The sequence below is a fragment of the Burkholderia sp. PU8-34 genome, assembly GCF_053427725.1.
Window position 1 is genome coordinate 125903 of record NZ_JBSAXC010000006.1, and the last position, 18573, is coordinate 144475.

The following is an 18573-nucleotide window of genomic DNA, read 5'->3' on the forward strand; positions in this document are numbered from 1 at the left end:
CGTCCACAACCGGCCGTCCGCAACCGGCCGTCCACAACCGGCCGTCCGCAACCGGCCGTCCGCAAACCGACACGCGCGGGGCGTAGCATGAGCGGCCCATCGGCACACGGAGGACGCGCATGAGTCTGGACTACGGTTTCGTGAAGGCGAAGGTCAAGTCGGTGGCGGGGCTGAAGGCGTCGCCGCACGGCAGCGAGATTCAGTACCACATCCACCTGACGCTCGCGCTGCCGACGGGCGACTGGGATGTCGCGGTCAACGTCGGCACCAACGACGCGGACGACCTGCTGAACTACAAGCTCGTCTACGATTTCCACCACCCCGTCACGCAGACGCTCGCGAACGCGCAGCAGGGCTATACGGACCTGACGGGGACGGCCGCGCTGCCCGCACTCGATTACCTGCGCAGCGACATCCTGAACGAGACGGGAGCATGGCGCCCGAGCGACGTGATGGACGGCACCGGCCACCCGGAGCCGATTCCGTCGCTGCTGCGGCTCGTCGACGCCGCGCAGTCGCAGGGGCTCGATGTGGTCGTGTTCGGCCGCACGTACGTCGAGGGCAACGGCATCCACGACACGCACATGAACCAGGGTTCATCGGGGCCTCACTTCCTGCATCGCGCGGGCGACGACAGCAACGACCACAACGATATCTGGCAGGACGGCGCGCTGATCGTGCGCGTGAGCGACACGCAATGGGCTGCGTATTTCGCCGCGTTCGAACAGCAGGCAGTGCCGACCGACGCGCTCGGCAATCCGCTGCCGGGCGCGGAGCCGATTACATACTGATCACGCACCGACGCCGGCTGCTGCCGGCGCCAGCGGCAGCATCACGTTGCGGGCAGCAGCTTGCCGAACGAGATGCGTTCCTCGACGTGATAGCCGAGCGCGGCGTAGAAACGGCACGCGTCGTCGTTGCCGGGCAGCACCTGCAGATTGATCTTCAGGCAGCCGCGCGCGGCGAGCGCGTCCTCCGCATGCGCGATCAGCGCGCGGCCGACGCCGAGCCGGCGCGCGTCGCTCGCGACACCGAACGAATACAGCCAACCGCGATGCCCGTCGAAGCCCGCCATCAGCGTGCCGACGACGCGCGCGCCGCACACCGCGACGAAGAACAGCTCGGGTTGTGTCGCGAGCTTCAGCTCGATCGATCGCAACGGATCGCGGTGCGGCGCGGCCGCCTCGCTGTATTGCGGGAACGCGTCGCGCCAGACTGCAAGCACGGCGTCGGTATCGGCGTGATCGAACGGACGGATCGCGACGTCATCGGCGGCGGCATCCATCGGGCGGGTCTCCTCAGAGTGTGTCGAGCACCGAGCGCAGCATCGCCATCATCTGGTCGATCTCTTCGGTGGTCACGTTCAGCGCGGGCATGAAGCGCAGCAGGTTCGGGCGCGCCGCGTTGAGCAGCAGGCCGTCCGGCTGCATGTCGCGCGCCTTCTCGACGATCTGCGGGCCGATGTCCTTGCCGAGCAGCAGCGCGCGCAGCAGGCCCTCGCCGCGCTCGCCCTCGAAGCCGCGCTCCTCCGACAGCTCGAGCAGCTTGCGCTTCAGGTATTCGCCGCGTGCGCGCACGCCTTCGAGGAAGCCCGGTGCGACGAGCTGCGAGATCACCGAATAGCCGGCCGCCGTCATCAGCGGGTTGCCGTTGTAGGTGCCGCCCTGGTCGCCGGCCTCGAACACCGCGACGTCGGCCTTCGACAGCAGCGCCGCGAGCGGCACGCCGCTGCCGATCCCCTTGCCGAGCGTCATGATGTCCGGCTCGATGTCGGCCAGCTCGTACGCGAACAGCGTGCCCGCGCGGCCGCAGCCGCTCTGCACTTCGTCGACGATCAGGAGCAGGTTGTGCTGCTTCGTCAGCGCCCGCAGTTCGCGCATGAACTCACGCGTTGCGGGGATCACGCCGCCTTCGCCCTGGATCGGCTCGAGCATCACCGCGACGGTCTTGTCGCTGATCAGCTTCTCGACCGAGTTGATGTTGTTCAGCTCGGCCTTCGGGAAGCCCGGCACCTGCGGCGCGTAGATCGTGTCCCAGCCCGGCTTGCCGCTCGCCGACATCGTCGCGAGCGTGCGGCCGTGGAAGCTGTGGTCGAACGTGATGATCTCGTACGCACCGTTCCTGAACTTGCGGCCCCACTTGCGCGCGAGCTTGATCGCGCCTTCGTTCGCTTCGGCGCCGCTGTTCGTGAAGAACACCTTGTCGAACACGCTGTGCTGCGTGAGCAGGCCCGCGAGCTTCGCCATCGGTTCGTTGTAGAACGCCGGCGACGGGTTCAGCAGCTTTTCCGCCTGCGACTTGAGCGCTTCGACGACACCGTCGTTGCAGTGCCCGAGGCTGTTGACCGCCCAGCCCTGGATGAAATCCAGATAGCGCTTGCCGGTGTGATCGTAGAGCCAGGAACCCTTGCCGTGCGTGAACACGATGTCGGGGCGGTTCGTGATGTACATCAGCGAGTCGATCGGATAGTCGTTCAGGGGCATGGCGGCAGACTCCAGCAGACGGTCAAGGTGAAAAGACAATAAAAAAGCCACGGGGCATGCCGTGGCTGGGTGGTTCGAACAGCTTGTGCGTAACGTGTCGGGGGTTACGCGCGAGTCCGTGACGAGCCGGCGGCATCCGGGCGGAGCGGCGAGCGGCGACGTCGGAGGGTGGACAGGAAGCGGTTCATGTGCGCAAGCATACGGTATCCCGCGCCCCACTGTAAACCGCCGCGATGCAACAAATGTGTCGCGGCGGCGGGGCGCGGAGGATGCCGTCCGGGCTCAGACCGGATGCGCGAGATCGGCGGCGCTCGTGAACGAGTCCGCGTAGAACTCGTCCGCGGGCAGGCCGTGGTGCTGCGTGAAGTCGCGCTGCGCGGACTCGACCATCACCGGCGCGCCGCACGCATAGACCTGGTAGGCCGACAGGTCGGGCAGGTCCTCGATCACCGCACGATGGACGAAACCGGTGCGGCCCGTCCACGCGTCGGCGTCGTCCGGCTCGGACAGGACCGGCACGAACCTGAAGTTCGGGATCTCGCTCGCCCATTGCTCGGCGAGTTCGGCGAGGTAGATGTCCTTCTTGCGGCGCGCGCCCCAGTAGAGCGTCATCGGGCGCGTGATGCCGCGGTGCTTCACGTGCTCGATGATCGCCTTGATCGGCGCGAAGCCGGTGCCCGACGCGAGCAGCACGATCGGCTTGTCGGAATCCTCGCGCAGGAAGAACGTGCCGAGCGGGCCTTCGAAGCGCAGGATGTCGCGCTCCTTCATCGCGCCGAACACGTGGTCGGTGAACTTGCCGCCCGGCATGTGGCGGACGTGCAGTTCGACCGGGCCTTCCTCGTGCGGTGCGTTCGCCATCGAGTAGCTGCGGCGCGACCCGTCCTTCAGGATGAATTCGATGTACTGGCCCGCGAGGTATTGCAGGCGTTCGTTCGCCGGCAGCTGCAGCTTCAGCACCATCACGTCGTCGGCCTTGCGCTCGAGCGCGGCAATGCGGCACGGCAGCTTCTTGACCTGCACGCCGTCGACGCCGGCGATCTCGCGCACGTCGATCTCCAGATCGCATTGCGCCTTCGAGCAGCACAGCAGCGCGAGGCCGCGGGTACGCTCGTCGTTGGACAGGGCAGATGCGGCGTGCGGGCCTTGCTCGATCTGGCCCGACACGATCTGGCCCTTGCAGGAGCCGCACGCGCCGTTCTTGCAGCCGTACGGCAGATGGACGTTCTGGCGCAGCGCGGCTGCCAGCACGGTTTCGTCCGACTCGACCTGGAACTGCCGGCCGCTTTGCTTGAGAGTGACGTTGAATGCCATAGAACCAACTAGAACAAAATGTGGGGACCGTGCAAGTTGCGCACGGCAGCTACAATGCTTCCGCTACTGATTTCGCAACCATCATGATCGCGACACGAATCCTGCGCCGGCCGCGCGTGCTGATCGTCGGCTGCGGCGACGTCGGCCTGCGCTGCATCGCGCAATGGCGCGCGCGGCGCGGCGACCTGCGGATCGTCGCGCTGACGAGCCATCCGGCCCGGTGCGACGAACTGCGCGCCGCGGGCGCGACACCGATCGTCGGCGACCTCGATCGCCCGTGGACGCTCGGCCGGCTCGCGGGCCTCGCCCGCACTATCCTGCATCTCGCGCCGCCGCAGTCCGACGGTAGCGAGGACCGGCGCACGCGCGCGCTCGTCGCCGCGCTGACCGCGCCCGCGCGGCGCTCGACGGTTCAGCCGGCGCCGGCGTACGGCAGGCTGCGCAGCGTTCGCGCGGCGGCGCGGCCTGCCGGCGCGCCCGTCCGGGCAGCGCGTATTGTACCCGACGGCCTTCGCGCGCCGCGGCTCGTCTACGCCAGCACGACGGGCGTTTACGGCGATTGCGGCGGCGCGCGCATCGACGAGACGCACCCGCTGCGTCCGGCGAATCCGCGCGCCGTGCGCCGCGTGTCGGCGGAGCGCCAGCTGCGCGCCGCGACGGCGCGCGGCGTGCTGTCCGCGCGGATCGTGCGCATTCCCGGCATCTATGCGGCGAACCGGCTGCCGCTCGCGCGGCTCGAACGCGGCACGCCGGCGCTCGAACCGGCCGACGACGTCTATACGAACCACATCCACGCGGACGACCTCGCGGCGATCCTGCGGCGCGCGGCAGTGCGCGGCCGGCCGTCGCGCGCGGTGCACGCATCGGACGACAGCGAACTGCAGATGGGAGAGTATTTCGACCGGGTCGCGCATGCGTTCGGCCTGCCGCCGCCGCCGCGCGTGAGCCGCGCCGACGCCGAGCGCCTGCTCGAACCGACGCTCCTGTCGTTCATGCGCGAGTCGCGGCGGCTGTCCAACGCACGTCTCAAGCGCGAATTGTGCGTGACGTTGCGCTATCCGACCGTAGACGAATTCCTTCAAACGCTCGGGCCCGGCAAAGCGTCAGGTCAGCGCCGGTAGCGCCTCGATCAGCAGGAAGCACAGCAGCGCGCCGATCAGTGCGCCAATCAGGTTCGGATAATATTTGTGCTTCGCGCGCATGTACGCAAGCAGCCCGCCGATCGCGAGCGCACCTACCACGGCGAACGCGAGCATCACGTACGAAACGTCAGTCAGATTGTGGATTTGCATGATGTCTCCCCTGCATCGCTGCTCGTAACAGCTTGTCATTCGAGTATAGCGGGGGATAGGGCGGCCGCCACGCGGCCGATCATCGAACGGTCGTGCGGATTTTCCCTTACAGGGTTTGGGCGGTGTCGCGCAGCGACGCGAGATCGGCTTCGCTCAGCCAGCGCCATGCACCCGGTTCCAGGTCGGCCGGCAGCGTGAACCCGCCAATGCTCTCGCGGTGCAGGGCTTCCACGCGGTTGCTCGCGGCCGCGACCATTCTTTTCACCTGATGGTATTTGCCTTCGAGCACGGTCAGCGCGAGCACGTGCGTGTCGCGCGCATCGGCGGCAAGCGCGGCGATCGGTTTCGGCTCGCCATGAAGCTGCACGCCCGTGCGCAGCGCATGCAGCTGCGCGTCGTCGAGCGGATGGCGCACGGTCGCGACGTAGGTCTTCGGCACCTTGCGCTTCGGCGATGTGTACGCGTGGACGAACTGGCCGTCGTCGGACAGCAGCAGCAGGCCCGTCGTGTCCTGGTCGAGGCGGCCGACGCATTGCACGCCGCGGGCGGCGAACGGCGCCGGCAGCAGGCTGAACACGCTCGCGTGGTGCTGCGGATCGCGCGAGCACTCGTAACCGGCGGGCTTGTTGAGCGCGAGGTACGCGCGCGCGTGGAACGGCCACGCGGTATCGTCGACCGAGATCACGAGCGCGTCGGTACTGAAGTCGGCATCGGGGTCGGTGCAGACTGCGCCGGCGACCGTCACGCGCGCGGCCTCGATCAGGCCGCGGCACTGGCGGCGCGAGCCGAAGCCCTGGGAGTAGAGAATGCTTTCGAGATCCATAGCGCGCGCATTCTATCAAGCGGCACACGGTCGCTGTCACGGCGGTGCGTGCGCTGGTAAGCTGCCGGAACATTTCGGACGGGCACGCTTTCGTGAGCGGCCCGTTCATTTTCTTCCCGGACACACGATGACTTTCGATCTGCTCTCGCTCGGCCGCAAGGCTGCCGCCATCGCCGTTGCCGCGACCGTTTCGTCGGCTGCATTCGCGCACGCGCGGCCCGAGAACACCGACCCGGCCGCGAACGCGGCGCTCACCTCCGCGCCGTCTGCCGTCACGCTCGACTTCACCGAAACGCTCGAGCCGGCGTTCAGTTCGATCGTCGTCGTCGACGGCGCCGGCAAGCCGGTGTCGGACGGCAAGGCGAGCGTCGACGCGGCGAATCGCAAGCGGATGGCAGTGCCGCTGTCAGCAATCGGCGCGGGCGCTTTTACCGTGAAGTGGGTGGCCGTCGCGGCGGACGGGCACCGCACCCAAGGCAGCTACCGCTTCAGCGTGAAGTGATCGCGGCGGCGGGCTGGCTCGATGCCCGCTCGCCACCGCCGTTTCCCGACCATCCGACTGGGAGGCCCTCGCATGAACCCGACGACCCTCGACGCGCTTGCCGATTTTCCCCGCCTGCTCGAAGCGCATTTCGCGGCGGTGCCCGACGGGTACGCGAGCTGGACGCCCGACGACTGGAACGGAATCCCGAGCGAACGCTATTCGCCGCTCGGGCAGCTCTGCCACGTGCGCGACATCGAGATCGACGGCTATCACGTGCGGCTGCGCCGGATGCTCGACGAGGACCGCCCGCTGCTCGTGTCGCTCGACGGCGACGCGCTTGCCGTCGAGCGGCGCTACGACGACGCGTATGCGTCGGACGTGCTCGCTGCGTTTCGCGACGCGCGGCGGCAGACGCTCGACCTCCTGTCACGTGTCACGCCGGACCAGTTCGCCCGCATCGGCGAGTTCGAGGGCTACGGCGCGGTGACCGTGCGCGGGCTCGTCCACTACCTGTGCAGTCACGATCAGCAGCATCTGGCCGGGATGCAGTGGCTGCTCGGCAAGATCGACGCGAAACGGCACGCGCGCTGAGCGGCCGGCGACCGGCGAACCGGCGAACCGGCGAACCGGATTGGATCGGTTTTCTGGACAATCCATCCAGCTGCGACCGGCTGACCGGCGCCACGGACGTGCCTACACTCGGGATTTCGTTCAACGAGAAAGGAGTCAACCGTGGCCACTCATACGCTCGCAGACAAGGTCGTCCTGATCGCAGGCGGCGCGAAGAACCTCGGCGGATTGATCGCGAGGGATCTGGCGAGCCACGGCGCGAAGGCGGTGGCGATTCACTACAACAGCGCGGCGACGCAGCCGCAGGCCGAAGAAACGGCCGCCGCGGTGCGTGCGGCGGGCGCGGACGCCGCGACGTTCCAGGCCGACCTGACGACAGCCGGCGCGGTCGCGCAGTTGTTCGACGCGGCGAAGCAGCGTTTCGGCAAGCTCGATATTGCGATCAACACGGTCGGCAAGGTGCTGAAGAAGCCGATCACCGAGATCAGCGAGGCCGAATATGACGACATGTTCGCGGTCAACAGCAAGTCGGCGTTCTTCTTCATCAAGGAAGCGGGGCGGCATCTCGAGGATCACGGCAAGCTCGTCACGCTCGTGACGTCGCTGCTCGGTGCGTTCACGCCATTCTATGCGGCATACGAAGGGTCGAAGGCGCCGGTCGAGCACTTCACGCGGGCGGCCGCGAAGGAGTATGGCGCGCGCGGGATCTCGGTGACTGCCGTGGGGCCGGGCCCGATGGACACGCCGTTCTTCTATCCGGCCGAAGGCGCCGATGCGGTCGCGTATCACAAGACTGCCGCCGCGCTGTCGCCGTTCAGCAAGACGGGCCTGACCGACATCGAGGACGTCGTGCCGTTCATCCGCCACCTCGTGACCGATGGCTGGTGGATCACGGGCCAGACGATCCTGATCAACGGTGGCTATACGACCAAGTAAGCGACCAGATAAGCGACCAGGCAAGTGGCAAGTGGCAAGTGGCAAGTGGCAAGTGGCAAGCGGCAAGCGGCAAGCGGCAAGCGGCAAGCGGCCGGGCAGGTCCGGGCGGATCCGGGCAGGTCCGGGCAGGTCCGGGCAGGTCCGGGCGCGGCGCGGGCCGCGTACCCGCAATGGCCGGTTTCCATGGACAATGGGCGGGCGCGCGGGCGTAAAGGCCGCGCGCCTTTTTCATGTCGGGCGCCGGATCGTATCGCGGTTGCCGCGCCGGACGCGTCCGGTCGCCCGAACGAACCCACGTCATTGCCGATGGACAAGCTGGATCAGGTCAGAATCTTCCTGCAGGTTGCCGAACTGGGCAGCTTCATCAAGGCCGCGCACGCGCTCGACGTGCCGCGCGCGACCGTGTCGGCGGCCGTCCAGCAGCTCGAGACGGGCCTCGGCACGCGCCTTCTGCACCGCACGACGCGGCAGGTGCAGCTCACCGCCGACGGCGCGCTGCTGCTCGAGCGCGGCCGGCGTCTGCTCGCGGAAGCCGACGAACTCGATCGCCTGTTCCGCAGCCGCGACCGCGAAGTGGTCGGGCGGCTCAACGTCGACGTGCCGAGCCGGATCGCGCGGCGCGTGATCGCGCCCGCACTGCCGGCGCTGTTCCGACGTCATCCGAAGCTGCAGCTGTCGCTCGGTTCGTCTGACCGGTCGATCGATCTCGTGCAGGAGGGCGTCGATTGCGCGATCCGCGTCGGGCGTCTCGCGGAAAGCAGCCTGGTCGTGCGGCCGCTCGGCCGGTTCGTGCTGGTCAATTGCGCGAGCCCGGACTACCTGCGCGAATGCGGCGTGCCGGACCACCCGGATGCACTGGCGCACGGGCATTGGTCGGTCGGCTATGCGTCGCCGGCGACCGGGCGCGAATTGCCATGGGAATACGTCGCCAACGGCGATACGCACACACTGACGCTGCCGAGCCGCGTGATCGTCAACAACGCGGAGACGTACATCGCGAGCTGCCTTGCCGGGATGGGGCTGATCCAGATTCCGCGCTTCGATGTCGGGCACCTTCTCGACAGCGGCGTGCTGGTCGAGGTGATGCCCGCCTACCGTGCCGAACCGATGGACGTGTCGGCCGTGTATCCGCACCGGCGCCACCGGTCGCGCCGGCTCAATGCATTCATCGAGTGGTTCGACGAGCTGATGGGCGGCGCGCTGGAGGAGCGGGCGCGCGGCGGCTGACCGGCGTGATGCCGGACGCGCATGCGGCGCGCGTTCATTCGGTGCGATGCGGAACGTTGTCCGGGAACGGATAGGGTGCGTGCGGGCCCGGCCAGTCCGGCACGGGCGGCTGGCTCAGGATGTCGCAGCCGGACAGCGCGAACCAGAGCGCGGATGCCAGCACACCCGCGCAGATCCGTTTCGAAGTTGCTCGCAGGGACATAGGCCGCCTCCGTGCTGCGTCGTGCCTGTTGCTTGGACAATCGGGCAAGCCGGTGCGTTGCGCTGCAAGCGCGTGAGCACTTGGGACGTCACTGTCTTTCAGTGCCGCGTCGTGGTGGCGGCGTGGTGGCGGCGGAGGGGGGCATGATTTCAGTCGAGATGCGCTCCCTTACAACGCCAATCGCCTGCTTGAGCGCGTAAAGGTCCTGAAAATAGCGCTTCGGCATCCGCATCTGGCTGGCGTGCGCATCGATGTTCTCGATGTCCTGGTTCCATCGCGCGATCTGGTCGCGGGTTGGCTGCCGGTTGGCCCAGATTTCATCATCCAGCAGCTTGAGCTCCCCGTAGCAGATCAGCAGCCGCTTTTTCAAATGCGCCTCCACCATGCGTGGCAGTGCCTGCAACAGGCCTAGGAGCAGCGCTGCGAAAGGAACCAGGACGAGCAGGCGTCGTTCGATGAAGCTGGCCAGCCAGAACGGCAGGTAGCGCTGCAGGAAGGGGCGGCCGGATGTGAAATAGCGCGTGCTTTCGTCCGCGATCGGAAATTCCTGGGTGTTCAGGTTGGGGAACGTGCCGATCGGCGTGAAGTAGTCCTCGCGGCCGTGGACCATTTTGGTGACATCGAGCAGCAGATAGACGAAGGCAGGATGCAGCGTGTCTTTCGCCACGAGCAGCGCCGTGGCGGCCAGCAGGGTGACGTCTGCCGGTGGACGATCGTTGGCGATGCTGGTCGAGCCGCGCGGATAGACGATTCTGGACAGGGATGGAAACTTCTGCACGAGCGCGTCGGCCTGCGCGAAACTCATGAGCTTCAGATCGCTGCTCAGCAGGGTTTGCTGCATCGGCGCGTCAGGCCGGCCGATGAAAAAAGCGGCATCGAGCTCTCCCTGCTCGAGGCGCTGATATGCGGTGGCTGCATCCACTTGCTCCAGGGTCGTGTTGTTCCGTGTGATGCCGCTATAGCCGAGCAAGACAAGGGAGACATTGAGCAGTCCGCTGCCGGGCACACCGATGCCCACCCGTTTGCCGCGCAGTTGGGACAACCGGTCGACAACCGTGTCGCCACGATAGAACACCCAGATCGGCTCATACGAGACGGCGGCGATGGTCTGCAGGTGATCCGTCTCTTTCGGCGTCGTCGTGCCCGATTGGATGAAACCCACTTCGTACTCGCCGTCGGGCTTCGTCAACCGCTCGTAATTTTCGACCGAGCCGGACGAGCTGCGGATCTCGAGCGTGATGCCGTCACGCTTGAGGATCGCCGCGTAGCGGTCTGCAAAGCCGCGATAGATGCCGTTGTCGGCGCCCGTCGTAATGACGATCGTATGGCGCAACGCAGGCTGGATGACGCCGACGAGCACCCACCCCAGCGCTGCCAGGATCAATGCGGTGCCGGCCACGACGAGGTATCGGTGTGCCGGCGACGCGGGAGGTTTCTCGTGCGGGCGAAGCGCTCCGTGATCTCTGGGCATCGTTGGGTCTTCTCTTATCCGGCCTCATGTGCGCCGCTTGGCCGACGGGCCAACGTCAGACGTCTCGCGGGTTTTCTTGCGCAGTGGTGCCAGAGGCCGCGGGGGATGGGACACCGGAAATGAATCGGTGCTCCCACGCAGACGACGGTTCTTCATCTTCAACTTGAACGCGAGCGGAGCCAGGCGTAGCTGCGCTGGACGGCAATTACCGCAGAAGTTACCACAGAAACACGCGCTGGAAGGCTGGGGAGCCTTGACTGATAAGGCTTTGAAGGGATGTGACGGTGCCAGGGCTGCACAAACTAAATATCCACTGACCGTGCGACGGTATGGGGCGCCCCACCGGACTGGCACAGGCTGTGCGAAAGATCGCCGGCGTCCACCGCCAGCGCGCGCCGAGCCTTGATTGCCGGCAACTTTGACACGGTAGTTACCCCTATTCGGCACGTGCTACAGTCCTCGCACGTTTCCCACTTCGAAGACGCAGGAAGCGGCGTACATGGACATTGCTGGCGACGAATCGAAATATGCCGGCATCAGCCCGGATGATTGCGGCTGCGGTGACGCTGACGAGCAAGCGCAGCGGTCGACAGCAAAGCAGACTCAAACGGACCTTGAGAGCATCCTCGGCGGCGGCGCCAATGCGCGTTCGGGCAGCCTGCTTCCGCCGCTCATACCGCCGTCGCTCCCTCCATCTCCGATTCCCTTTTAAGCATCATGCCAATGACGAAGGACGAATTGATCGCGTGGGCCAACGATCCAAACCGAGCGGGCACGCTTCCGTACGGTGCGTTCGAGCCGAAGCACCAGCGAGCGATCGTAGGCGCGGCCCTCGCCGTGCGTGCTGTTGTCTACTTCAAGGGCGGGTGCACGCCAGCCAAGCGCAAGGCGCTGGCGGCCTGCTACCAGCGATTCGACCATGCGCTGCAGACTTATCAGCGCGCCGCCGAAGAGGCCGCCGACCGCGCCCCGTCCAAGGGCTCCCCGCTCCGATGGCTGTACCAGGACGGAAAGCAGCCGGTCGAACTGGGAAAGGGGCCGTCGGTCGCTTCCCTGTCGACCAGCATCCCGGCGGACGCTCCGTTCGTGCTCGCAGTCTCCAACGCCGAAGACAAGCAAGAGGCCGGCACGATGGAATTCTCGACCTTCTGCCTCGAGGACTGGCAGGCGTCGTTGAACCGCGGCATGGACGTCGTGACGTTCTCTGTTCCGCAGGCCTTTCTGACGCTCTGCCCGAGCGTGTTTCAGGCGCTCTTTGCGCACGTCGTCCGCGAACTCGACGCAGTGAGCGGTCACGCGGGATATGCCGCGAACCTTTCGCTGTTGCAGCGCGGCCCGAACGAGGCGTCGGAGTTTTTTTGGGCCCGCAAGTTCGGCCCCGGGCTGGACGTCGGCGACCCGATGCGTCGCAATCTCCGCCGCCTTACCGATCGCATCAAGACGGTGGACTGGCTGACCGCGATCAATGCCGACCTGGTACGCGAGTTGGGCAGGGCAGACAGACTGAATCTGCCGCCGGACTGGTTCATCGAGATGCCCTACGACGACGGTGGCCTGATCATCCAGGCGGGCGTCGCGCCGCAGACGGGCATTGCTGGCGAACAAGGGCACCCGCCCGAGCCCCCGCCCGCGTACGTGCTGCTGAACAACGCGTTGCGCCCGATCGTCGCTGAAGCGATCGGGACGCTGCAGACGGGAACCGCGACCAGCACCGCTCCCCTGTTGAACACGCAGGTTGCGACCGAGGCTTGGCTCCGCCGGCTCGACGTCGAGCCGGATCGTATTAATGCGTATTGGGTCGAGCTGCACAAGACGCCGAAGTTATCACCCGCATCGTGATATTGCGTCGCGAGCGCGGTTTTGGCCCGCCTTGATACAGGCCGAGCCCTTCGGCTTTAGGCCCATTTTGGGCCCGCGGGTGTGTCCAGGCGGCGGACACAGCGGGAGCCAGGGGAGGATGCGTTGAGGCAAAGAAAAAGCCCCGCCTGTTTCCAGTGCGGGGCTTTCTGTGCAGCTTTTGGACACGCTCCAGGGTCACGCTGTGCCACTTGAGGATGTCTTTTTGGAGAGAATCCTGGCTAAACCCTTGATTCCCTTCGATTTGTGATGGTGCCCAGGGCCGGAATCGAACCGGCACGCCTTGCGGCGGGGGATTTTGAGTCCCCTGCGTCTACCAATTTCACCACCTGGGCTTTTCCGGACTGCGCATGCGATTGCGCGCGGCGAAAAGGTAAATTATCGCTGAAAACGCGGCACCGGGCAAGCAGCCCGGCCACCGGTCACTGGCTGAGATAGACGAACCCGCCGTTTTTCACGATGCCCATCACGCTCGCGCGCTGGTCGAGCCCGACATGGTCCTTGTCGTTCGTGTTGACGACGCCGTTCGGCACGACGAGTTCGTGCGCGCGCTCCAGCTCGCGCCGCAGCGCGTTGCGGAATTCGGGCGTGCCCGGCTGCGCGGTCTTCAGCGCGCGGCCGACCGCATCGGCGAGGCGCGGATAGACGCCCGCCGCGTCGCCCGCGAACTGCGTGACGGTGCCGGCGCCATATTTCGCTTCATACGCATCGACGAATGCGAGCGCGGCCTTGCGGGCCGGATGATCGGCCGGCAGCGTGCGCGCGACGACGACCGGCTGCGTCGGGAACAGCGTCCCGTCGACGTCCTTGCCGCCGAGCTTGATGAATTCCGGCGTCGCGATGCCGTGCGTCTGGTAGATCGGGCCCTTGTAGCCGCGCTCGATCAGCGTGCGCTGCGGCAGCACGGCCGGCGTGCCGGATCCGGCGATCAGGATCGCGTCCGGCTTCGCCGCAACCAGCTTCAGCGCCTGGCCCGTGACGCTCGCGTCGGTGCGGTTGAAGCGCTCGGCTGCCACGACGCGGATCTTGCGCAGGTCGGCGAAACGCGTGAACTCGTTGAGCCAGCTGTCGCCGTAGCTGTCCGCGAAGCCGATGAAGCCGACCGTCTTCACGCCGTGGTTCGCCATGTAGCGGGTCATCACGTCGGCCATCGCGCGGTCGCTCTGCGCCATCTTGAACGCCCAGGTGCGCGCGCCTTCCTGCGGCTCGACGATCGCGCCGGAGCCGACCAGCGTGATCATCGGCGTTTGCGCGGCGGCCACCGCGTCGAGCGCCGCGAGCGCGGCCGGCGTGATGTTCGGCCCGATCACGACGTCGACACGGTCTTCGGACACGAGCTTCCTGATGTTGCGCACCGCCGCACCCGGGTCGGACGCGTCGTCGAGCAGCGTGACCTGCACGTTCTGCCCGGCGATCGTCTTCGGCCACATCAGGATCGCATTCTTGCTCGTGATGCCGATCGCGGCGGCCGGGCCGGTCGTCGACAGGTCGATGCCGACCTTCAGGTCCGCATGCGCGGCGGCGCACGCAAGCACGAGGGCGGCGCCGGCGGCGCCGCGCAGCAGGGCGGAAAGCGTCATGCGGAGTCCTCCGTCGGACAGAAAAAAGGGGCGCGATTTGCGCCCCTGTCTTTATACACGTGGCTTCAAGAAAACGCCGGGCCGCCCGAAGTTTTCTTGACCCCCTCGGGGGGCTGGCGCGAAGCGACAGGTCTGGGGGTGCCTGTTAAAGCTCGTACGATTCGGATTCGCCCTTGAGTGCCTGCTCGATCAGCTTGCGGTTCAGCGTCGGCGACAGCAGCTCAACGAGCGTATACACATAGCTCCTCAGGTACGCGCCCTGCTTGAGCGCGACGCGCGTGACGTTGCTGCCGAACAGATGGCCGACCGGAATCAGCCGCAGGTTGCGATCGCGCTCCGGGTTGAACGCGATGTCGGCCATGATCCCGACCCCGAGCCCCAGCTCGACGTAGGTCTTGATCACGTCGGCGTCGATCGCCTCGAGCACGATGTCCGGCGACAGCCCGCGCAGCGCGAACGCGTGGTTGATCTTCTTGCGGCCCGCGAACGCGTCGTCGTAAGTGATCAGCGGGTATTGCGCGAGATCGTCGAGGGTCGGCGTCTTGCGCTCGAGCAGCGGGTGATCGACGGGCACGACGGCCGCGTGGTGCCACTGGAAGCAGGGCAGCGACACGAGATCCTTGTAGTCGGCGATCGCCTCGGTCGCGATCGCGACGTCGGCCTGGTCGTGGATCACCATCTCGGCGACCTGCGTCGGGCTGCCCTGCAGGATCGACAGGTGCACCTTCGGGAAGCGCTTCTTGAATTCGGCGATAGCGGCCGGCAGCGAGTAGCGGGCCTGCGTGTGCGTCGCGGCGATCGTCAGGTTGCCCTGGTCCTGCGCCGCGTAATCCTTTCCGACCCTTTTCAGGCTCTCGACCTCCTGGAGGATCCGCTCGACCGACGCGAGGATGATCCTGCCGGGCTCGGTCAGCGAGCGCACCCGCTTGCCGTGCCGCGTGAAGATCTCCACGCCCAGCTCGTCTTCCAGCTCGATGATCGCCTTCGACACCCCCGGTTGCGACGTGTACAGCGCCTTGGCGGCTTCGGTGAGGTTGAAATTCTGCCGGACGGCCTCGCGCACGAAGCGAAATTGGTGCAGGTTCATTTATAACCCTTCCGCATATCAACAGAATTTTTTAGTCGTTTGAAATATAAGGCGAGTTTATTACGATTCACCGGAGTTTTTCAAATATGGATATCTGTTTTCGTCATTAGCAATCCACCGGGCAGCGGAAGGCCGGGCGGCGCGGACGGAACGGAGATTCGGGCGCGACGTGGCTAGGACGTCGCGCGGTCACCACGAAAACCCTGGGGTCCCCGAATGTATCAGTACGACCAATACGACCAGACAATCGTCGACGAGCGCGTCGCGCAGTACCGCGACCAGGTCCGCCGCCGCTTGTCGGGCGAGTTGAGCGAAGACGAGTTCCGCCCGCTGCGCCTGCAGAACGGCCTGTACATGCAGCGTCACGCCTACATGCACCGCATCGCGATTCCGTACGGCAACCTGCGCAGCGACCAGCTCCGGATGCTGGCCCGCATCGCGCGCGAGCACGATCGCGGCTACGGCCACTTCTCGACTCGCTCGAACATCCAGTTCAACTGGGTCCAGCTCGAGGAAACGCCCGAGATCCTCGCGAAGCTCGCGTCGGTGCAGATGCATGCGATCCAGACGTCCGGCAACTGCATCCGCAACATCACGGCCGACCAGTTCGCCGGCGTCGCGCAGGACGAGGAGATCGATCCGCGTCCGTGGTCGGAAATCCTGCGCCAGTGGTCGACGTTCCACCCCGAATTCGCGTGGCTGCCGCGCAAGTTCAAGATCGCGGTGTCCGGCTCGAAGGACGACCGCGCGGCCGTGCAGATCCACGACCTCGGCGTGTACCTGAAGAAGAACGCGCAGGGCGAGGTGGTCGCGAGCATCCTCGCGGGCGGCGGCCTCGGCCGCACGCCGATCGTCGGCGCGGTGATCAAGGAAGACCTGCCGTGGCAGCACCTGCTGACCTACTGCGAAGCCGTGCTGCGCGTGTACAACCGCTACGGCCGCCGCGACAACCTGTACAAGGCCCGCATCAAGATCCTCGTGAAGGCGCTGTCGCCGGCGAAGTTCGCGCAGCAGGTCGAGGAAGAGTGGCAGCACCTGAAGGACGGCCCGTCGACGCTCACGCAGGCGGAACTCGACCGCGTGTCGCAGTGCTTCTTGCCGCCCGTCTACGAGAAGCTGGCCGACACCGACGCGTCGTTCGAACAGCACCTGCTCGAGAACAAGGCGTTCGCGCGCTGGGTCGAGCGTAACGTCGCGCCGCACAAGGTGCCGGGTTACGCGGCCGTCACGCTGTCGCTGAAGGATCATCGCGTGGCGCCGGGCGACGCGACCGACCAGCAGATGGAACTGGTCGCCGACTGGGCGGATGCGTACTCGTTCGGCGAGCTGCGCGTGTCGCACGAGCAGAACCTGATCCTCGCGAACGTGAAGAAGCGCGACCTGTTCGCAGTGTGGGAAAAGGCGAAGGCGGCCGGTTTCGCGACGCCGAACATCGGCCTGCTGACCGACATCATCGCGTGCCCGGGCGGCGATTTCTGCTCGCTCGCGAACGCGAAGTCGATCCCGATCGCACTGGCGATCCAGCAGCGCTTCGACGATCTCGACTTCGTGTACGACCTGGGCGACCTGTCGCTGAACATTTCCGGTTGCATGAACTCGTGCGGCCACCACCACGTCGGCAACATCGGCATTCTCGGCGTCGACAAGGACGGCGCCGAGTGGTACCAGGTGTCGCTCGGCGGCGAGCAGGGCACGGGCCATAACGGCGCGCGCCTCGGCCGCGTGATCGGGCCGTCGTTCTCGGCGGAAGAAGTGCCTGACGTGATCGCGAAGCTGATCGACACGTTCGTCGAAGCACGCATCGACGGCGAGCGTTTCATCGACACGTACGACCGCATCGGCATCGCGCCGTTCAAGGAGCGCGTCTACGCGGCGCGCCAGGCTGTGAACGCGTAACCAACCGGGTAGAAGGAATTAGCAGATGGCTTCGATTATCAAGAACCGCGCCGTGATCGACGATGCATGGCAGGTCGTGCGCGCGGCGGAAGACGGCGCGCTGCCCGCGGTCGACGCGTTGCCGGCCGGCAAGGTGCTGGTGCCGTTCGCATTCTGGCAGGCCGAGCGCGCGGCGCTCGTCGCCGCGAAGACGAAGGACGAACTCGGCGTGTGGCTCGCGCCGGACAGCGAACCGGCCGATCTCGCCGCCGACTTCGGCGCGATCGCGCTGATCGCCGTCGAGTTCCAGCGCTTCGCAGACGGCCGCGGCTACAGCATCGCGCGCCTGCTGCGCGAGCGCTACGGCTGGACGGGCGAGCTGCGCGCGATCGGCGACGTGCTGCGCGACCAGCTGCTGTACATGTCGCGCTGCGGCTTCGACGCATTCGCGGTGCGCGCGGACAAGGACATCCACGACGCGCTGAACGCGTTCGGCGAATTCTCGCAGCGCTACCAGGGCGCGTTCGACGAGCCGGCGCCGCTGTTCCGCCGCCGCGGCGCGGCGGCTGGCGTAGCGACGCCCGACACGAAGGTGAGCGCATGAGTGCCGACGCCACCGCACTGACGCCGGAACTCGCCGCGAAGGTCGAGCGCCTCGATGCGCTGCTCGCGCAGATCGCCGCGCGCCATCCGAAGGTGAAGTTCGCGAGCAGCCTCGCGGCCGAGGACATGCTGGTGACGCACGCGATCCTGTCGAAGGGCGTGGCGATCGGCGTCTTCTCGCTGAACACGGGCCGCCTGCACGCGGAGACGCTCGGCATGATCGACCGCGTGCGCGAGCGCTACGGCTACGAGATCGAGCAGTTCCACCCGCAGCAGGATGCGGTCGACCAGTACGTTGCCGAGCACGGGCTGAATGCGTTCTACGAGAGCGTCGAGCTGCGCAAGTCGTGCTGCCACATCCGCAAGGTCGAGCCGCTCAACCGCGCGCTCGCCGACGTCGACGCGTGGGTCACGGGCCAGCGCCGCGAGCAGTCGGTGACGCGTGCCGAGCTGCACGAGGAAGAGCGTGACGATGCGCGCGGCATCGCGAAATACAATCCGCTCGCGGACTGGAGCGAAGCAGAAGTGTGGGCCTACCTGAAGGCGTTCGACGTGCCGGTCAACCCGCTGCATGCGCGCGGCTACCCGAGCATCGGCTGCGAGCCGTGCACGCGTGCGATCCGCCCCGGCGAGGACAGCCGGGCGGGCCGCTGGTGGTGGGAATCGCGCGATTCGAAGGAATGCGGACTGCACATCTCGATCACGCCGATTCCCGCGACGGCCGAAACCGGCGCGACGCACTGAACGACCGACACAAGACCGAACATGC

The 18573-nt window shown here is 66.6% G+C and carries 20 protein-coding genes and 1 tRNA gene; 11 read left to right on the plus strand and 10 right to left on the minus strand.

The window, feature by feature from the left end; all coding sequences use genetic code 11:
* The first annotated feature begins 119 nt into the window (after positions 1-119).
* The gene (locus ACV22Z_RS16725) at positions 120-791 is read left to right on the plus strand and encodes a DUF2278 family protein (RefSeq protein WP_448077399.1); all 672 of its coding nucleotides are present in this window, start codon (positions 120-122) and stop codon (positions 789-791) included.
* Between the two features lie 41 nt (positions 792-832).
* Here ACV22Z_RS16725 and ACV22Z_RS16730 read toward each other — a convergent pair whose 3' ends face one another.
* From ACV22Z_RS16730 to ACV22Z_RS16740, 3 genes are all read right to left on the minus strand, one after another.
* The gene (locus tag ACV22Z_RS16730) at positions 833-1285 is read right to left on the minus strand and encodes a GNAT family acetyltransferase (protein WP_448077400.1); all 453 of its coding nucleotides are present in this window, start codon (positions 1283-1285) and stop codon (positions 833-835) included.
* Positions 1286-1298: 13 nt separating this feature from the next.
* Complete coding sequence (locus ACV22Z_RS16735) at positions 1299-2483, minus strand: acetylornithine transaminase (protein WP_448077401.1); 1185 nt, start codon at positions 2481-2483, stop codon at positions 1299-1301.
* 282 nt (positions 2484-2765) lie between these two features.
* Positions 2766-3797 (minus strand): CDP-6-deoxy-delta-3,4-glucoseen reductase, encoded by a 1032-nt coding sequence (locus ACV22Z_RS16740; RefSeq protein WP_448077402.1) that lies wholly within the window; start codon positions 3795-3797, stop codon positions 2766-2768.
* Between the two features lie 83 nt (positions 3798-3880).
* Here ACV22Z_RS16740 and ACV22Z_RS16745 point away from each other — a divergent pair, with 83 nt between their 5' ends.
* Positions 3881-4918: an NAD-dependent epimerase/dehydratase family protein gene (locus ACV22Z_RS16745; RefSeq protein ID WP_448077403.1), complete on the plus strand. Its 1038-nt coding sequence runs from the start codon at positions 3881-3883 to the stop codon at positions 4916-4918.
* On the opposite strand, the gene ACV22Z_RS16750 is transcribed toward ACV22Z_RS16745, so the two are convergent.
* Positions 4901-5089, minus strand: coding sequence for a hypothetical protein (locus ACV22Z_RS16750; protein WP_448077404.1), 189 nt, complete (start codon positions 5087-5089; stop codon positions 4901-4903). The genes ACV22Z_RS16745 and ACV22Z_RS16750 overlap by 18 nt on opposite strands.
* 106 nt (positions 5090-5195) lie before the next feature.
* The gene (locus tag ACV22Z_RS16755; protein WP_448077405.1) at positions 5196-5912 is read right to left on the minus strand and encodes a pseudouridine synthase; all 717 of its coding nucleotides are present in this window, start codon (positions 5910-5912) and stop codon (positions 5196-5198) included.
* A gap of 127 nt (positions 5913-6039) precedes the next feature.
* Between ACV22Z_RS16755 and ACV22Z_RS16760 the strand changes: the two genes are divergently transcribed.
* The 4 genes from ACV22Z_RS16760 to ACV22Z_RS16775 all read left to right on the plus strand — a co-directional run bounded on the left by ACV22Z_RS16760 (position 6040) and on the right by ACV22Z_RS16775 (position 9129).
* A complete protein-coding gene (locus ACV22Z_RS16760; protein WP_448077406.1) occupies positions 6040-6414 on the plus strand; it encodes a copper resistance CopC family protein in 375 nt (124 codons plus the stop codon).
* 72 nt (positions 6415-6486) lie between these two features.
* Complete coding sequence (locus tag ACV22Z_RS16765; RefSeq protein ID WP_448077407.1) at positions 6487-6987, plus strand: DinB family protein; 501 nt, start codon at positions 6487-6489, stop codon at positions 6985-6987.
* 141 nt (positions 6988-7128) lie between these two features.
* On the plus strand, positions 7129-7902 hold the full coding sequence (locus ACV22Z_RS16770) for an SDR family oxidoreductase (RefSeq protein ID WP_448077408.1): 774 nt from the start codon (positions 7129-7131) through the stop codon (positions 7900-7902).
* A gap of 306 nt (positions 7903-8208) precedes the next feature.
* The gene (locus tag ACV22Z_RS16775; RefSeq protein ID WP_448077409.1) at positions 8209-9129 is read left to right on the plus strand and encodes a LysR family transcriptional regulator; all 921 of its coding nucleotides are present in this window, start codon (positions 8209-8211) and stop codon (positions 9127-9129) included.
* A gap of 34 nt (positions 9130-9163) precedes the next feature.
* On the opposite strand, the gene ACV22Z_RS16780 is transcribed toward ACV22Z_RS16775, so the two are convergent.
* Both ACV22Z_RS16780 and ACV22Z_RS16785 read right to left on the minus strand, forming a co-directional pair.
* Positions 9164-9331 carry a hypothetical protein gene (locus tag ACV22Z_RS16780; protein ID WP_448077410.1) on the minus strand — a complete coding sequence of 56 codons (168 nt, stop codon included), beginning with the start codon at positions 9329-9331 and terminating at the stop codon, positions 9164-9166.
* Positions 9332-9419: 88 nt separating this feature from the next.
* Positions 9420-10802, minus strand: a complete 1383-nt coding sequence (locus ACV22Z_RS16785; RefSeq protein WP_448077411.1) for a TAXI family TRAP transporter solute-binding subunit — start codon at positions 10800-10802, stop codon at positions 9420-9422.
* Positions 10803-11301: 499 nt separating this feature from the next.
* On the opposite strand from ACV22Z_RS16785, the gene ACV22Z_RS16790 reads away from it, so the two are divergent.
* Positions 11302-11514, plus strand: a complete 213-nt coding sequence (locus tag ACV22Z_RS16790) for a hypothetical protein (RefSeq protein WP_448077412.1) — start codon at positions 11302-11304, stop codon at positions 11512-11514.
* Between the two features lie 11 nt (positions 11515-11525).
* The gene (locus ACV22Z_RS16795; protein WP_448077413.1) at positions 11526-12641 is read left to right on the plus strand and encodes a DUF3396 domain-containing protein; all 1116 of its coding nucleotides are present in this window, start codon (positions 11526-11528) and stop codon (positions 12639-12641) included.
* 268 nt (positions 12642-12909) lie between these two features.
* Here ACV22Z_RS16795 and ACV22Z_RS16800 read toward each other — a convergent pair.
* The 3 genes from ACV22Z_RS16800 to ACV22Z_RS16810 all read right to left on the minus strand — a co-directional run bounded on the left by ACV22Z_RS16800 (position 12910) and on the right by ACV22Z_RS16810 (position 15326).
* Positions 12910-12994, minus strand: a tRNA-Leu gene (locus tag ACV22Z_RS16800).
* Between the two features lie 87 nt (positions 12995-13081).
* A complete protein-coding gene (locus ACV22Z_RS16805; RefSeq protein WP_448077414.1) occupies positions 13082-14239 on the minus strand; it encodes an ABC transporter substrate-binding protein in 1158 nt (385 codons plus the stop codon).
* A gap of 145 nt (positions 14240-14384) precedes the next feature.
* Entirely contained in the window at positions 14385-15326 is a 942-nt protein-coding gene (locus ACV22Z_RS16810; protein WP_448077415.1) for a CysB family HTH-type transcriptional regulator, read from the minus strand.
* A gap of 216 nt (positions 15327-15542) precedes the next feature.
* Between ACV22Z_RS16810 and ACV22Z_RS16815 the strand changes: the two genes are divergently transcribed.
* From ACV22Z_RS16815 to ACV22Z_RS16825, 3 genes are read left to right on the plus strand one after another with little or no spacing between them, the layout of a single operon-like run.
* Positions 15543-17222: a nitrite/sulfite reductase gene (locus tag ACV22Z_RS16815; protein ID WP_448077416.1), complete on the plus strand. Its 1680-nt coding sequence runs from the start codon at positions 15543-15545 to the stop codon at positions 17220-17222.
* Positions 17223-17247: 25 nt separating this feature from the next.
* Entirely contained in the window at positions 17248-17805 is a 558-nt protein-coding gene (locus ACV22Z_RS16820) for a DUF934 domain-containing protein (protein WP_448077417.1), read from the plus strand.
* Positions 17802-18548: a phosphoadenylyl-sulfate reductase gene (locus ACV22Z_RS16825; RefSeq protein ID WP_448077418.1), complete on the plus strand. Its 747-nt coding sequence runs from the start codon at positions 17802-17804 to the stop codon at positions 18546-18548. Before ACV22Z_RS16820 ends, ACV22Z_RS16825 begins: the two co-directional genes overlap by 4 nt.
* Positions 18549-18573 lie beyond the last annotated feature (25 nt).

Excerpts from the sequence above, each read along its gene's own strand:
- ACV22Z_RS16725 (WP_448077399.1), top strand. The coding sequence starts at position 120 with ATGAGTCTGGACTACGGTTTCGTGAAGGCGAAGGTCAAGTCGGTGGCG.
- ACV22Z_RS16730 (WP_448077400.1), bottom strand. The coding sequence starts at position 1,285 with ATGGATGCCGCCGCCGATGACGTCGCGATCCGTCCGTTCGATCACGCC.
- ACV22Z_RS16735 (WP_448077401.1), bottom strand. The coding sequence starts at position 2,483 with ATGCCCCTGAACGACTATCCGATCGACTCGCTGATGTACATCACGAAC.
- ACV22Z_RS16740 (WP_448077402.1), bottom strand. The coding sequence starts at position 3,797 with ATGGCATTCAACGTCACTCTCAAGCAAAGCGGCCGGCAGTTCCAGGTC.
- ACV22Z_RS16745 (WP_448077403.1), top strand. The coding sequence starts at position 3,881 with ATGATCGCGACACGAATCCTGCGCCGGCCGCGCGTGCTGATCGTCGGC.
- ACV22Z_RS16750 (WP_448077404.1), bottom strand. The coding sequence starts at position 5,089 with ATGCAAATCCACAATCTGACTGACGTTTCGTACGTGATGCTCGCGTTC.
- ACV22Z_RS16755 (WP_448077405.1), bottom strand. The coding sequence starts at position 5,912 with ATGGATCTCGAAAGCATTCTCTACTCCCAGGGCTTCGGCTCGCGCCGC.
- ACV22Z_RS16760 (WP_448077406.1), top strand. The coding sequence starts at position 6,040 with ATGACTTTCGATCTGCTCTCGCTCGGCCGCAAGGCTGCCGCCATCGCC.
- ACV22Z_RS16765 (WP_448077407.1), top strand. The coding sequence starts at position 6,487 with ATGAACCCGACGACCCTCGACGCGCTTGCCGATTTTCCCCGCCTGCTC.
- ACV22Z_RS16775 (WP_448077409.1), top strand. The coding sequence starts at position 8,209 with ATGGACAAGCTGGATCAGGTCAGAATCTTCCTGCAGGTTGCCGAACTG.
- ACV22Z_RS16780 (WP_448077410.1), bottom strand. The coding sequence starts at position 9,331 with ATGTCCCTGCGAGCAACTTCGAAACGGATCTGCGCGGGTGTGCTGGCA.
- ACV22Z_RS16785 (WP_448077411.1), bottom strand. The coding sequence starts at position 10,802 with ATGCCCAGAGATCACGGAGCGCTTCGCCCGCACGAGAAACCTCCCGCG.
- ACV22Z_RS16790 (WP_448077412.1), top strand. The coding sequence starts at position 11,302 with ATGGACATTGCTGGCGACGAATCGAAATATGCCGGCATCAGCCCGGAT.
- ACV22Z_RS16795 (WP_448077413.1), top strand. The coding sequence starts at position 11,526 with ATGACGAAGGACGAATTGATCGCGTGGGCCAACGATCCAAACCGAGCG.
- ACV22Z_RS16805 (WP_448077414.1), bottom strand. The coding sequence starts at position 14,239 with ATGACGCTTTCCGCCCTGCTGCGCGGCGCCGCCGGCGCCGCCCTCGTG.
- ACV22Z_RS16810 (WP_448077415.1), bottom strand. The coding sequence starts at position 15,326 with ATGAACCTGCACCAATTTCGCTTCGTGCGCGAGGCCGTCCGGCAGAAT.
- ACV22Z_RS16815 (WP_448077416.1), top strand. The coding sequence starts at position 15,543 with ATGTATCAGTACGACCAATACGACCAGACAATCGTCGACGAGCGCGTC.
- ACV22Z_RS16820 (WP_448077417.1), top strand. The coding sequence starts at position 17,248 with ATGGCTTCGATTATCAAGAACCGCGCCGTGATCGACGATGCATGGCAG.
- ACV22Z_RS16825 (WP_448077418.1), top strand. The coding sequence starts at position 17,802 with ATGAGTGCCGACGCCACCGCACTGACGCCGGAACTCGCCGCGAAGGTC.